At 64.5% G+C, this 14,416-nt stretch carries 9 protein-coding genes; 4 read left to right on the forward strand and 5 right to left on the reverse strand.

What is annotated here, in order from left to right; all coding sequences use genetic code 11:
* Positions 1-123 precede the first annotated feature (123 nt).
* Entirely contained in the window at positions 124-1,407 is a 1,284-nt protein-coding gene (locus NTZ43_13075) for an MFS transporter (protein MCX5768145.1), read from the reverse strand.
* Complete coding sequence (locus NTZ43_13080; GenBank protein MCX5768146.1) at positions 1,404-2,879, reverse strand: AMP-binding protein; 1,476 nt, start codon at positions 2,877-2,879, stop codon at positions 1,404-1,406. Before NTZ43_13080 ends, NTZ43_13075 begins: the two co-directional genes overlap by 4 nt.
* A 203-nt stretch (positions 2,880-3,082) precedes the next feature.
* Here NTZ43_13080 and NTZ43_13085 point away from each other — a divergent pair, with 203 nt between their 5' ends.
* Genes NTZ43_13085 through NTZ43_13095 form a run of 3 tightly spaced genes read left to right on the forward strand, consistent with a single transcriptional unit; the run spans position 3,083 to position 5,920 of the window.
* Positions 3,083-4,291, forward strand: coding sequence for an Ig-like domain-containing protein (locus NTZ43_13085; protein MCX5768147.1), 1,209 nt, complete (start codon positions 3,083-3,085; stop codon positions 4,289-4,291).
* A 34-nt stretch (positions 4,292-4,325) separates the two neighbouring features.
* Positions 4,326-5,108, forward strand: coding sequence for a hypothetical protein (locus NTZ43_13090; GenBank protein ID MCX5768148.1), 783 nt, complete (start codon positions 4,326-4,328; stop codon positions 5,106-5,108).
* 2 nt (positions 5,109-5,110) lie between these two features.
* On the forward strand, positions 5,111-5,920 hold the full coding sequence (locus NTZ43_13095) for a DUF72 domain-containing protein (protein MCX5768149.1): 810 nt from the start codon (positions 5,111-5,113) through the stop codon (positions 5,918-5,920).
* A gap of 84 nt (positions 5,921-6,004) precedes the next feature.
* On the opposite strand, the gene NTZ43_13100 is transcribed toward NTZ43_13095, so the two are convergent.
* Positions 6,005-10,723, reverse strand: coding sequence for a hypothetical protein (locus NTZ43_13100; GenBank protein ID MCX5768150.1), 4,719 nt, complete (start codon positions 10,721-10,723; stop codon positions 6,005-6,007).
* A 204-nt stretch (positions 10,724-10,927) separates the two neighbouring features.
* Here NTZ43_13100 and NTZ43_13105 point away from each other — a divergent pair, with 204 nt between their 5' ends.
* Positions 10,928-11,617 (forward strand): SURF1 family protein, encoded by a 690-nt coding sequence (locus tag NTZ43_13105; GenBank protein MCX5768151.1) that lies wholly within the window; start codon positions 10,928-10,930, stop codon positions 11,615-11,617.
* On the opposite strand, the gene NTZ43_13110 is transcribed toward NTZ43_13105, so the two are convergent.
* Complete coding sequence (locus NTZ43_13110; GenBank protein MCX5768152.1) at positions 11,614-12,507, reverse strand: DMT family transporter; 894 nt, start codon at positions 12,505-12,507, stop codon at positions 11,614-11,616. The genes NTZ43_13105 and NTZ43_13110 overlap by 4 nt on opposite strands.
* 57 nt (positions 12,508-12,564) lie before the next feature.
* The gene (gene mgtE / locus NTZ43_13115; protein ID MCX5768153.1) at positions 12,565-13,995 is read right to left on the reverse strand and encodes a magnesium transporter; all 1,431 of its coding nucleotides are present in this window, start codon (positions 13,993-13,995) and stop codon (positions 12,565-12,567) included.
* Positions 13,996-14,416: the final 421 nt, after the last annotated feature.

Below are 14,416 nucleotides of genomic sequence, written 5' to 3' on the forward strand. Positions count from 1 at the left end.
TTGGAATCGGATACGTCAAGGGGGGATGGCAAGCCGCTGCCCTCCCCCCTTTGTTGCGTCCAGTGATCAGGTGCGGCGGCAACTATATAGCTGCCGCCATCATAGCTGCCGCCATCCGGTCGGTCAGTCCGGAAGCACCTGCCCGCGCGTTTCCACCGCGAATGGCACAATCAGGATCCCAATGCCAAAGGCGATCGCCGTGAGTGCGACCGGCGTACCGAGCGTGCCCATGCTCAGCACGGCAGCTCCGAGCGCGAAGTTCACCCCCGCACCCACAAAGCGTCCGACACTCGTGCTGAACGCAAAGGCGGTGGCGCGGACGCGCGTGTCGTACTGCTCAGGCAGCCACATACTGAACACGGCAAAACTTCCGCCGGCAAAGCCCATAAAGAAGAGCACCGTCATAAAGGGCCACAGACCATTGGGCAGATAGAACGCCCAGCCAAACGCGAGTGGAATGGTGACCATCATCCCAGCGAAGTACGCGGCGAGCGTCCGCTTGCGTCCCCACCGTTCGGCGAGCGGCGGCAAGCAGAGGCAACCGAGAATAGTGCCAATAGAGAGAATCGCCGTGCCCACGCTCACCATCTTTGCAGCCGTTGGCGCGTCCATTCCTGCTTTCTTGGCGAGTTGTGTGATGGCCGCGGGCTCGTACACGGCGCCGGCCCAGAGCCCGATGATCGCCACGGTGAGCAGCGCGGCATTCACGATGGTCCGTTTGCGATACTTTTGGGAGAAAATTTCGCGCAACGGATGCGCCTGCTTGGCCTCGGCTTCGTGCGCCTTCCAGCGCGCCGGCTCCTTCACTTTGAAGAGCGTGGCCACGGCCACCACCACCGGCGCGAGTCCGCAGAGGAACATCGCGCGCCAGCCGTAGGTGGCGCCAATCGTATAGTTGAGCGCAGCCGCCACAAAGAAGCCGGCGTAGTAGCCCGTTTGCAGATAGCCCGCGCCCATCCGGCGGCGATCCTCAGGCCATGCTTCGGCAATGTAAGTGCCGGCCATCGCCCACTCGCCACCCACACCAATGCCGGCGAGTAAGCGAAAGAGTCCGAGCTGATACACGTTCTGCGCAAAGGCCGCCACAAACGTAAACACGGCGTACACGAAGATCGTGGCGGCAATCGCCTTGGTGCGGCCAAACCGGTCGGCAATGGGGCCCCACAGAAAGCTGAGCCCCCACCCCACGAGAAAGAGCGCAAAGAGCACCGAGCCGGCGTAGCCCACATTCGCTGGCGAATCGACAATACCGGATTTCGGTAGCAACTCGTGCAACGCTGGCGCCATCACGAGTGCGTAGATCACGGAGTCCATGCCGTCGAGCACCCATCCGGCGTAGACAGCCCAGAAGCCGAGGATCTGTTGGCGATTGAGCGGCGTGCGAACGGCGGTGGTAGCGGAACTCACGAAGCACTCCATGGCGGGAGAAGATGTTTTTGCACTTTGCCGAGCGCGGTGCGGGGCAGTGCGCCCACGCGGACGTAGCCGCGCGGCAGTTTGAATGAGGCCAGTTGCGTTCGGAGTGCGGCGTCGAGCGCTGCGGTGTCGGGTTCGCCGTCGCTCACCAGGTACGCTACCGGTACCTCACCGCGCACGGCATCCGATTGTCCCACCACAGACGCTTCGCGAATGCCGGGGAGCTCGAGTAACGCCTCTTCGATTTCGCGCGGATAAATATTGAATCCGCCGGAAATAATCAGATCGCTGCGGCGGCCTTGGAGCGTGTAGTAGCCGTCGGCCGACCGCACGCCAATATCGCCAGTACGAAACCAGCCGTCGGTAAATGCGGCGCGCGTGGCGTCGTCGCGGCGCCAGTAGCCGGCGCAAACGTTAGGGCCGCGCACCAGGAGCTCGCCTATCTCGCCGTCCGCCACATCGTGGCCGGCTTCGTTCACGATGCGCACTTTCACATGTGGCAGTGGCACGCCGACGGTGCCCGCGCGCCGCTCGCCGTCATACGGATTGCTGATGTTCATCAGCGTTTCCGTCATGCCATAGCGCTCGAGAATCGTGTGGTGGAATCGCGCGCGAAAGTCTTCGAGGAGTTGCGCTGGAAGTGGGGCGGAGCCGCAGACGAAGAGTCGCATCGTGTGCCCAACGGCGCGCGCGCGAGCGGCGTCGGACTCGAGGAGCCGCACATACATCGTGGGCACGCCAAAAAAAACAGTGGGATGATACGACGCAAACAGGTCGAGTGCGGTCTCGCGTTCAAACCGCTCCACCAATCGCATATGGCAGCCGCTCGCGAGCCAGCCGTGCACGGCGTTGCCGAGTCCGTGTACGTGAAAGAGCGGCAGGGCGCAGAGCAGGCGATCGGCGTTGGTCATCTGCCAGGCGACGACGACATTTTCAGCGTTCGCTGCAAAGTTGCCGTGCGTGAGGATCGCACCCTTTGAGGCGCCGGTGGTGCCCGAGGTGTAGACGAGCGCGGCGGGCGTCGCGTGCGAGCAAGCGCTGATGGGGCGTTCGGCCGAACGCGGTGCGGCTTCGGCGGTGAGGTCGTCAATCAGCCACACGCGGTCGTCCGTGCTCAAGTGCTCGCGGAGCGATGGGCCGGTGACAATGGCGACGGGGGCCGCATCGGTGAGGATGTGGCGGATTTCGCGCTCGCGGTAGAGCACGTTCACCGGCACAAAAATCACGCCGAGCTTGACGCAGGCGAGATACAGGTCAATGAACTCCACACGATTGGCGAGGAACACCGCCAATCGGTCGCCGCTCACGAGGCCGCGCGCGGTAAGGGCGTGCGCGAGGCGATTGCTGCGGTCCTCGATGTCGCCAAAGGAGAACGCGGTAACGCGGCCGTCGGGACCGGCCCATTCGAGGGCGACGGTGCTTCGGCGGGCGAGAAGCGACGGAAAGAGCGCGAGCAAAGACATCGTGCAAAGTTGGCGTCGGGTGGGGCTGGACGCGAGAGGGGCGTGCGAGTCCGGTCCGGTGCGCGCGAGCGGGTCCGTGTGCTGGTGTTTAGAGACCGTGCGTGCGCCTCACGCTGTTCCTCCTCTGCCGGAACGCATAGTTTGAGCAGGTGCCCGCCATTCGCAGAGCAACTCCGGTCAAAGCGCACGCCGCAACGTGCGGGGTGTTGCTGCTAGTCGGATGCGGCGGCGGAACGGCCAACAGCGTGACGGCTGCTCCACCGGCGCCGACGGTTGCGACCGTCACCGTCGCCCTCGCGCCCACAACCATCCGCGTGGGTGAGGCATCGTCGGCACGCGCGATTGCCCTCGACGCCAATGGCGCGACTATGGGTGCGGGCTCCCCCGTGTGGACGATTGAATCCAACGAAGTCGCGCAAATTTTTGAGAACGGCCGTCTCACTGGTATCGCTCCTGGTCGCACGACGGTCACCGCATCACTCGGCGGAAAGATCGGGCACGCGGAACTGACCGTGTTGAACGTGGCCGTGGCCAGTATGGTGCTCACGCCAAGTGTCACCGCGCTCGGTGTGGGGAGTTCGCAGGCCGTAATGGCGGTGCCGCGTGACGTGCGCGACGCACCGCTCCCGGGGCGCACGGTGGTGTGGAGCAGTTCTGACACGACGCGGGCCACCGTGACGGCCGCCGGTATTGTAGTGGCGCGCGCAGCTGGGGCGGCGGTGATTACGGCGACCAGTGAAGGCATCAGTGCTTCCGCGCATTTTACGATCACGCTTCCGATCGCGTCGATTGGCGTCACGCCGTCGTCGGCGAATCTCACGCCGCGTCAGACGCAGGCGCTGGTGGCGACGTTGCGCGACAGTGCCGGCCGTCCGCTTGCCGATCGTGCGGTGGTGTGGAGTTCGGGGGCCAAAGCCGTGGCCACCGTGTCAGCCGAAGGAGTGGTCACGGCGATGACGTCGGGCACGGCGCTGTTGACCGCCACCTGTGAAGGGCGAACAGGCACGGCGACCATCGCGGTGATCGGCACAGCCGGCAGCGCGCTTGAAGTGAGCTTTGCAGAACCATCAGCGGCGGTGACGATAGGCGACACGCTCTTGGTGGCCGCAGGAGTGAAATCCAATTTTCCTATTGCAACCGTGATGGCATCCATCGAGCGGAAAGTGATGGAGATGAAACTCACGCCAGTAGGCGCTTTGGGCCTCAGTTTTTTGTGGGTCGCGAAGATCGTGATCGCCGACCTGCAAGCGGGGCCATACGACGTCCTCGTGACGGCGACGGATGATCACGGTGGGGTGGGGGTGGCGTCGGTGTCGATCATACACGATCCGAGCAAGGCACTGGGCGGGTCGGGCTCCGGAGGTGGTGGGTTCAAGGTGATTGCGCCGACGCCGGTGCCGGTCGTACCGTAGCGTGATGCTGGCGCGAGCGTTTCGTCTCACGAGTATGATCCCGCTGTTGTGGGGGGTGTCGTCGTGCCTCTCGCACGCAGACGCGCCGCTCGACGGGCCCGGCGGCGCGCCCAATGCGAATACCCCCGCGATCGGGCTCTCCACCAACTTCGTGTCGTTCAGTGGGCCGCGCGGCGGCGCTGGTCCGGGCGCACAGGCGGTTGTGGTCAGCAATGCCGGAGGCGGACAACTGACATCAGTGACGGCAGGGCCCGTGGCGTATAACACGGGTGAGCCCACAGGATGGCTCTCGACCACCACCAGTTCATCGAACGCCCCGTCAACGATCACACTCACGCCGTTTATCAGCGCGCTGAGCGGTGGCAACTATTCGGCGACACTGCCGGTGCGATCGTCAGCGACGGGCGTGACGAATAGCCCGCAACTCGTGACGGTGTCGCTGACGATATTCGCTCCAGCTATCGCCGTGTCGGCTGCGTCTGCCACGTTCAGTGCGACGCCCACCGGTGCCACCGCACCGACGCAGCAGATCGCGGTGACGAACAGCGCCAACGGCACGCTCAACGCACTGTCCGTTGGCTCGGTGAGTTATGTCAGCGGCGCGGCCACCGGATGGCTCAGTGCCGAACTGAGCGCCACCGCCGCGCCCGCCACACTCACGCTCGCGGTGAATGCCACGGGGATTGTGCCAGGCGCGTATCTGGCGAGGGTGCCTGTTGTGTCGGCGGCGGCGGGAATCACCAACTCGCCCGTGTTTATCACGGTCACCTTCAATGTGATCGCGCCGAATGCGCTTGCCGCGCGGAGCGCGCCGTAGCCATGCCGGCCGAGATCCGCTTGGGCTGCCAAGGGTGGAACTACACGGCGTGGGTTGGGCCGATGTATCCCAGCAAGACCAAGCCGCAGAATTTTCTGAGCACCTACGCCCGCGCATTTTCTGCGGTCGAGGTGGACAGTACCTTTTACGCGGTCCCTGCCGCGAATACCGTCCGTGGATGGGCCGAGCGCACCCCCGAACAGTTCGTGTTTGCCCTCAAGCTGCCGCAAGAAATCACGCACGAGTTGCGACTGCGGCATGCGGGCGACGTGCTGCAGCGGTTCACCGATGTCGCGCGCGAACTGGGGCCGAAGCTCGGCCCCATCCTGATTCAGATGGGCCCCGATTTTGCGGCGAGTGAAGTGGATGCGCTCGCGGCATTTCTCGCCACACTCCCGCGCGACCTCGATTTTGCGATTGAGTTTCGGCAGCGCGGATGGGCCACCGACCCCACGCTCGCGTTGCTTACCGAGCATCGTGTGGCGCTGGCGCTGGTGGACGCGCGCTGGATTCCGCGCAAGACCATGCTCGCGTTGGCCGCGCGGCCCACGGCTGACTTTGCCTATGTGCGGTGGATGGGGCCGGACCGCAGTATTGTGGACTATTCGCGCGTGCAGGTGGATCGCACCGCGGAACTCGAGCAATGGGCCGCGGTGTTGCCCGCGCTCACGGCGACGTTGCGCGTTGCCTATGGATTTGTGAACAACCATTTCGCTGGGCACAGTCCGGCGAGTGTGCGCCAGTTGCAGCGTCTGCTCGGGCAGACAGTGGTGGATCCAGCAGCGCTCGGCGATCAGTTGCCATTGTTTTAGCGTGTGCGGCGCCTGTCACTTGCCAAACGGGGGCGGCGCTCAGCGCCGCCCCCGTTTGCGCGTAAGTCGCGCCGGCACCAAGGATCACGGGAAGGTGACGGTGCCTGCGCCGCTGCCGATGCCGTACTGCGTGTTGAGCACCCAGCCGGTGTTGGTTGGGTTTGTCACGAGGGGGAACGAGATGTTCGTGCTACCGGAGTTGAAGACGTAGCGTCCCGCTGCCGAGAGCGTCTGGTTGTTGAAGTTCCAGCCAGAGAACACGATGGCGGTCGCCTGTGTCCGGTTCACCTCAAGCATGTAGCCAGTAAAGTTCGCGGGAAAACTGTTGAAAATTCCCGGACCCATCGCGGTAACACTGGTGGTGCCGTTCACCACCTTGAGTCCAACATTGTTGAAGACAATCGGATTTGAGCTGCTGTTGTCGATTCCACTCACGGTGAGATACTGGGTAGTGCCGGTGGCAGAGAAGCCCGTGTTCGAGGATCCATTGCCCCGGGATAGTGTGCCCGTGATGTGTGCGCTCGAGGTGAGCCGGGGGATCGAGCCGCCTTCCAGTTTGAGGTTTCGGAAAAAGCTTGCTGAGGTGTCGGTGAAGAACACCAACGGGGTTGCGCCAGAGAAAGTCGCCTTGAAGTTCCCACTCGGCGCGAATGACGAGGCCGATCCGAGTTGCCGGAAGTCCGCCTCGAACTCGATTTCGCCGTCGGTGAGGAGTCCCGTGGTCGAGCCGCCGCCGAAGGTGGCATTGCCGATCACGACGAGCTGGTCGCCGGAATTTGTAATTTTAATGGCACCCGTGTTGCGCGTGCTGAGCGTGCCAGCCACCGTATCGTTACCGGAGACAAGCAACAGGCCGCTGTCCGCATAGATGCTCGCACCGGCATTCACCCGCGTCGGAAGCTTCACGATACCGCGTGTGATGGTGGGGAGGTTCTCCGACAACGGAATCTGAACGGTGTCCCCGAATGCCACGAGCGAGTCCACCGTGAATCCGCCGCCGCGCGTGAGGACGCCGGGACCGTAGCCTACGCGACGAGCCTTGACGCTGCTGATGTTGCCGAGGTTCGCGTAGTGCGCGGCCAGAATGTCAAAACTCCCGGCGCCAACGGAATCGGCAGAAGTGAAGGTGATATCGTGCGTCGCCTTCACGGTGCTGGACATCGTGACCTTGCCGGTGCTCTTGGCAACCCGGAGATCATAGAAGCAGGATGCGGTGCACGCCGGTGCAAAGTTCGAATCCGGTTTCGCGAACGTCACAACCTGAGTCCCCGTACCGTTGAGCACCACCTCGTGCGATCCGCTCGCGCGGAATGCGTCGGTGATCGTTCCACTCTGCGTAAAGTTACCCGCCAATAGAATCTTGCCGGCCGTCAACTTGCTGGTTTGCGATCCGCCGCCAAAGGTGATGTTGCCGGTCACGGTGAGGGAATCGGCGGCCGCGGCCATCGTGATGGTGCCAGATCCGCTCGTGGCGATGCTGTTGGTCACCTTGAGATGGGCGACGCCGAGATTCAGCGCGCCCGACACCGTCATTGAGCTGACCGTGGTCGCGTCGGCGATGGTCGTACTGCCCGAGAGCGTGACGGCCGTTGGCACTGCGCCGCGCAGTTGCCCGGTGCCCGTCATCGTGATGGTGCCGCTGCCACTGATCGTGCCACTATTGGCGAGCGAACCACTCACCGTCAGCCCATTGGTGCCGAGCGCCAGCGTCGCACCCGATGCGATCGTCACGGACTTCACCGTGACAGGAATCGAAAGCACGGGCTGATTGGTCGCCGAAGCGATCAACACGGAATCGGTGCTCGTCGGCGCCGTCGCGGGCGACCAGTTTGAGGCCGTGCCCCACGCGGTGCTGGTCGTGCCGGTCCAGGTGATCACGGCGTTTGCGGTGGCCGTGGCGGTGACCGTTTTCGCAAGCGAGGCTAACCTCGTTCCGCTGACGGCGAGCGTCTGTGCGCCCACGGTGCTGCCAAGCGTCCACGTAGTCTGCGCTTGCCCGCTGGCGTCGGTGGAGCTGCTCGTCGGCGACGCCGATCCGCCATTCGCGGGGGTGAAGGTCACGTTCTCCGACGGCACCGCATTGGAGTTGGCGTCGGTCACCGATACCACAATCGACGACGACAGGGCGGTGGACGCCGAGCCCGTTTGTGCGTTGCCGCTCACCACGGTCAATGCCTTCGGTGCGCCAGCCGACACCGTGAACGCCGCCGTGCCGGCACTCGTGAGGCCGGTGGTCGATGCGGTCAGCACGTAGCCAGTGCCGGTCTTGTTGATGTTCAGCCCCGGGAAGGTCACCACGCCAGCTACGGCGTTGACGGTCTTAGTGCCGCTCAATGTGCCACTGCCCGGGTTGGTCGAAATGGCGATCGTCACTGCGCCAGTGAATCCACTCACCAAGTTTCCAAACGCATCCTGTGCTTCGAATACCGGCGCCGTGAGCGTGGAATCCGCCGACGTGGTGCCGGGGTTCGTGCGCACCGCGAGCTTGGACGCCGCCGCTGCGTCGATGTCGAACAATGCGCTCGTGCCCGTGTTGGCAACGCCAGCGCCGGTGGCCGTGAACAGATAACTCTTGCCAACGCGCGAAACTGAGAGCCCCGTAAATGATGCCACGCCGGCGACAGCCTTCGCGGTCGTCGTGCCAGAGAGTGCGAGCGCAGCGCTGTCGGCCGTTGTGCCGCCGCCGCTCAGCTTGAGCGTGACTTCACCGGTGAATGCGGACGCGAGATTGCCGAGGCTATCCACTGCTTGCACCGTGAGCGTGCCGAGCGATGCTCCGGCAGCGACACTCGCGGGTTGCAGCACGAACTTCATGGACTTGGGGGTGTTCGCCGTGCCCGTCGCATTGAAGGTCACGGTGTTCTGAACCCCTGCGGCCTTGGCGGTCGCGCTCTGCGCGCCCACTAGAGTGCCGAGCGTCCAGGTGGTTTGCGCAAAGCCGTTTTTGTCGGACTTCACAGTGGTCGGCGACAGGGTGCCGCCGCCCGTGGCGGCGGCGAAGGTCACCGTCACATCGGCCACGCCGTTGAAGAACGCATCCACCGTCTGCACCACCAACGGCTTGGCGAGCGCCGCTGCCGCAACGCCGCTCTGCGCGTCGCCGCTCGTGGCCGTGATCAAGCTCGCGGGGAGCAACCCAATGTCGAAGGCGCTACTTGTAGCCGACTTGAGCGACCCCGACGTCGCGACGAGCGTATAGCCCTTGCCGCCCTTGTTGATCGACAGATTGTCGTAGTGCACCACGCCATTCACCGGCACGAACGCGAGCGAACCGTTCAACACGCCGCCGCTGGGATTGGTGCCAATCGCGATTGTGATGTTGCCCTTGTACGCCGTGGCCACATGACCTGCGGCGTCGAGCACCGTTACCGTCGGCGACGGGGCGAGTGTGGCGCCGGCGGACACGTTGCCTGGCGACGTTGTAAACGCGAGCGACACCGCCTCGCCTAGCGTGATGTCAAATGTCTGCGACACCGCGGCCGACAACGATCCAGACGCCGCCAACAGCCGCATACCGGTGCCGACCGCGCTTACGGTCAAGCCAGTAAACGTGGCCACGCCACCGACGGCGTTCACCGTCGTCGTGCCACTGAGTGTCGCGCCAGAGCTTCCGGCGTTGAGCGAAACCGTCACCGCGCCGTTGAACCCCGACGCAAAATTTCCATCGGCGTCCTGCGCCACGACGCTCACCGTGCCAAGCGCACTGCCGAGCAATACCGACGACGGCTGACTGGAGAAGGCGAGTCGCGAGGCCTGCGGCACTACCGCGCTGGCCGAGAATCGTGCTGGTGAGGGAATCCCTGCCGCCGACACCGTGACGGTCTGTGTGCCTTCGATGGGACCGAGTCGCCACGTCGTGCTGGCAAGTCCACCCACATCTGATGTGGCGCTCGTCGTTTCAATCGATCCGCCACCGGAGGTCACCGCAAAGGTGACGGCAACGCCTGCCAGCGGCTTGTCATCGCTGCCGAGCACGCGCACGACGAGCGGCTGTGGCAAGGCCGCATTCGGCGCGGCGCTCTGGCCGTCACCGGAGACGACGTTCACGGACCCTGGCTTCGCATTCACCGTCACGTCCACGGTGTCGGTGGGGCCGGTGAGTAACTGCGCGATGATGCGCGCTGTGCCGCGCGCGAGCGCAGTGCCGGCGCCGCCGGTCGCAGATGCCAGTGCCGCAATCGCAGGGTTCGACGACACCCACACCACGGGCGTATTCGGAACGGCCGCGCCACTCGCATCGAGCGCCGCCGCGGTAAACGCAAATCCATCGCCCACATTCACCGTCACAGACCTTGGCGCGATGCGCACCTTGCTGGCACTCGCGCCGGGGCCGGTGTAGTTGACCTTCACCTCAACCGGCGGCGGCGCGGGCGCACCGGCCACCGCCGGGGTCGCCGTCACCGCGACGGGTCCGCCCTTGAATACCGTGTCGCCCGCTGCGTTGATGTAGCCAAGATTGAGGCTGAGCGGCTCTCCAGAGGCTGGGGCAGTGGAGGCGAGTGGCACCGTCAAACTCAACGTGACAGAATCGGAGCCCGAGGGAAAATTGACAAGCGTGTCGAGCGCCACCGATCCGTCGGCGCGACGGAGCACCACGCGCACTTTCGTAAACGGTACCAGGCTCGTCGCATTCGACTGTTGTAAGACGCTCGGGAACACCGTGTTGAACGACAACCCGCGCGCAAATCGCAGTATGCCCGCCGCAGGAGCCGTGACCTCTCGGCCACAACTCAGCAGAATGGCGGCGCCAAACAACGGCAACAGCGCGGCCAATCGGTAGCGGGGTGAAAAGCGAAAGCGCATGCGTTCGAGGCGGTCGGGACGAGAGTGGGCGGTCGGTCCCGACCGAAATACCGTGGCGGGCGAACCCCGTAAGTTATCGGCCTTCCCCCCTCACGCGAAAGCATTTGAGGCCGATTTCTCCTGTGACGCGCGTCACATTACATGCGCGGTGCGCACTTTCTCCCCCCCGTGCGCGGTTCTCCGATGGGTGGTAGACTTCCCCGCATGTCGCGACGACTCCTCGGCTTCATTGTCCCGCTCGCCTTTGCTGCCCTCTTTGCGCGGCTGGGTGTGTGGCAACTCTCCCGCCTCTCCGAGCGCCGCGCCTTCAATGCGACGCTCGAAACACGATTGGCGGCTCCGCCGGTCGACTTCACGGCGGTGCCGTCCGACACCGGCGCCGGGCACTATCGCCGTGCCACGGCGCGCGGCGTCTACCTGTACGACCGTGAGATCGCCTGGGGTGCCCGAACGCGTGAAGGCTCGCCGGGGGTCAACATCCTCACTCCGGTTCGACTCGCCGGCAGCGACACGGTGGTGATGGTGAATCGTGGCTGGGCGTATTCCGAGGACGCCTCCACCATCGACTACTCCCGCTGGCGTGAACGCGATTCCGCGACGGTGTCTGGATACCTCGAGACCTACCCCGCCACGGACGCGGCGACCAACACCACGAAAGTGGTGCACCGCTTGGATCGAGCGCGGATTGCGAGGCTCGTGGGGCTGCCGATTGCGCCATATCTGCTCGTGCAGACCTCCGACAGCGCCCTGCACGCTGACTCCGTGCCCGTTCGCATGCCGACGCCGATCCTCGACGAAGGGCCGCACCGAAGCTACGCGATGCAGTGGTTCAGCTTTGCGACCATCGCGGTCGTCGGCGCCGTCTTCCTCCTGCGCCGCACGCCAGCCGCCTAAGCGACTCGTTCGCGACGGAACTGCAGCACGACAACCGCGGCGACAATCATCGCGCCGCCACCGATCACTGGGGCGGTGATCGGTTGATGCAGTACCACGGCGCCGAGCAGCGCGGTGAGAAAGGGCTCGATGGCTGACATGCTTGCTGTGCGCACTGGTCCGAGCCGCCTGAGCCCCATCGAAAAGAACAGGGAGGGCAGCACCGTGCTCAACAGCGTCAGCGCGATGATCGCGCCCCACGCCGTCGGGCTCATGGTTGTGGTGAACGTGCGATTGCCAGCGGCGAGCATAAGAAAACAGATGGCCGCCCCAATCGTGCCATAGGCACTCGTCACCGACGCAGGGTGCGACTTCTGCATCCACCCCATCAGCGGGATATACAACCCGTAGACAACGGCCGCGCCGAGCGCGAGCGCGGCGCCACGCATCGCGGGACCGCCCATCGCAATAGTTGACGTACCGCCACCGGCTTCAAGGGCGGGCAACACGACAATCACCACAGTCCCGCCGAACGAGAGAAGGAGTGCCGCCACGCGCCGCGCTGTGAGCGGCTCAGCGCCCCGGACCGCGTGCACAAGCGTGACCCACGACGGAAAGGTGAAGAACAAAAAGGCGAGCGTGGCCGCCGACACGTACTGCAGACTCGAGAGTGCGAGGCCGACCACGAATGCCTGGCCTCCACCACCCACCAGAATGAAACGCGCCGCCTCACGCCATGGCATGCGCGCGTGCGAGCGCGATCCCACCCACATAACCATCACGACGCTGGCAAGCACATAGCGCCAGGTCAGCACGTTGTAGAGCGAGAGCTGTTCGGCGACGGCTACGGTCGTGAGCGTGCTCACCGCCGCAAACCCCAGCGCGGCCAGCAGCGTGAATGCCGTGCCCACGCCCGTAGACTCAGGGCCCGAGCGTGACCGTGCGGGCGACATTATGTCATGCCGTGGTCAGCTACCCATGTACTTGCCGAGCACCAGAAGAGCGACGGAGAAGTAGATGATGAGGCCGGTGACGTCCACGAGCGTTGCCACGAACGGCGCCGATGCGCTCGCGGGGTCGAATCCGAGGCGCCGTAGCACAAACGGCAACATCGAACCGGCGAGCGAGCCGAACATCACAATGCCGATGAGCGAGAAAAACGTGTTCAGCGCCACCAGTTGGTACGGCACGCCGTTCTTGCCGTAATCGTACAGGCCGAAGTACTGCCAGACGAAGACGCGGATGAGGCCGATGACGCCGAGGATGGAGCCGAGCGCGATTCCCGTGGGAAGTTCGCGCGCCGCCACACGCCACCAGTCCTTGAGTTGCACTTCCTTGAGGGCCATCGCGCGGGTGATGAGCGAGGTGGCCTGCGAACCGGAGTTACCGCCGCTGCTCATGACGAGCGGAATGAACAGCGTGAGCACCGGCAGTTTGTTGAGTTCGGTGTCGAAGTGTTGGAGCGCAGACGTGGTGAACATTTCACTCACCATCAGAATGGACAGCCAGCCCGCGCGTTTCTTGAGCATACCCAACACGCTCATCTGCATGTAGGGCTCATTGAACGCCTCCATACCGCCGAGTTTCTGGACGTCCTCGGTCTGTTCTTCCTGGATGGCGTCAATGACGTCGTCGACGGTGACCACGCCGAGCAGCCGATTTTCGTTGTCGAGGACCGGCACTGCCACGAGGTCGTACTCGGTGGTGAGGCGGGCCACGTCTTCACGGTCGGCCGTGGGATGCACGTGGCGCACTTCGGTCCACGCCACGTCGCTGATGCGCGCGCCCTCGGGGGCGGCGAGCAGTTCGCGAAGCGAGAGCACGCCGGTCAGGGCGCCGAACTCGTTGACCGCGTAGACGGTGTTCATCGCTTCGCGGCGTCCGGCGCGGGCCATCTCGCGCACGCTCGCCAAGGCGACCTCGACCGTGTTGGTCTCCGGGACTGACACGAACTGGGTGGTCATCAGACCACCCGCCGTATCGGCCGCGTATTCGAGCAGGCGTTCGGTTTCGTCGCGCGTCGCTTGCGGCAGCGCTTCGACGATGTCTTCCGCGTGGTCTTCGTCAATCTCGTCGAGGGTGTCGGCGCGATCGTCGGGGCGCATCTGCGCAATGAGCAACGCGGCCTGCTCGGGGCTCATGGCCTCGAACAGCTCCGTGCGGAGCTCTTCGTGCAGATATTCGAGAATCGAGGCGGCGCGCGAGGCCGGAAGTGCGGCTAGGAACAGCGGCACCGACTCCCGCGGCATTTTTTCGGCAACATCGGCCAAGTCGGCCGGGTGCATTTCCTCGGTGTCGGCGGCGATCGAACTCGGCGATGTCTCGAGCAGGTCGAGAATGTCCGGCGCGAGGAGCGCCGCAACCGCTTGTGCGTCGTGATGTTCGGGATGTGGACGCATGGGCCCCGCCCTCAAGTCGCCGCTGCTGGAAATCCGTCTGAATAGTTGTGTCGAAGGTAACCCGAGGGTGCGCGGGTCAACACCCCTCCGGCCAAGGCGTACCAAACTGAGACGAAATCGCCTGTCCAACCTTTTGAAGCCGAGGAGTGTCGAATCTTCTGGACACGCGGGTTCGTAGAGTGAATGCGCTGGTCTGGGCCGTTGTGTGCCTCCCTGTTTCTTCCCCACTCAGGACACCCGTTCTTGTTCCCCACGCTGCTCTTTGCTTTTCAGGGTGTCGCGAATGCTGCTGTGCCGGCGCTCCCCCCTCGCCCGACGCGGGGCGCGCCCGTGGTGGTGGAAGCGAACACGACGGCGCGGGCCACGCGGGCACTGAAGGCACCGGTCATCGACGGGCGCGACGACGATGACGTCTGGCGCG

This window comes from Gemmatimonadota bacterium, assembly GCA_026387915.1.
Lineage (GTDB): Bacteria > Gemmatimonadota > Gemmatimonadetes > Gemmatimonadales > Gemmatimonadaceae > Fen-1231.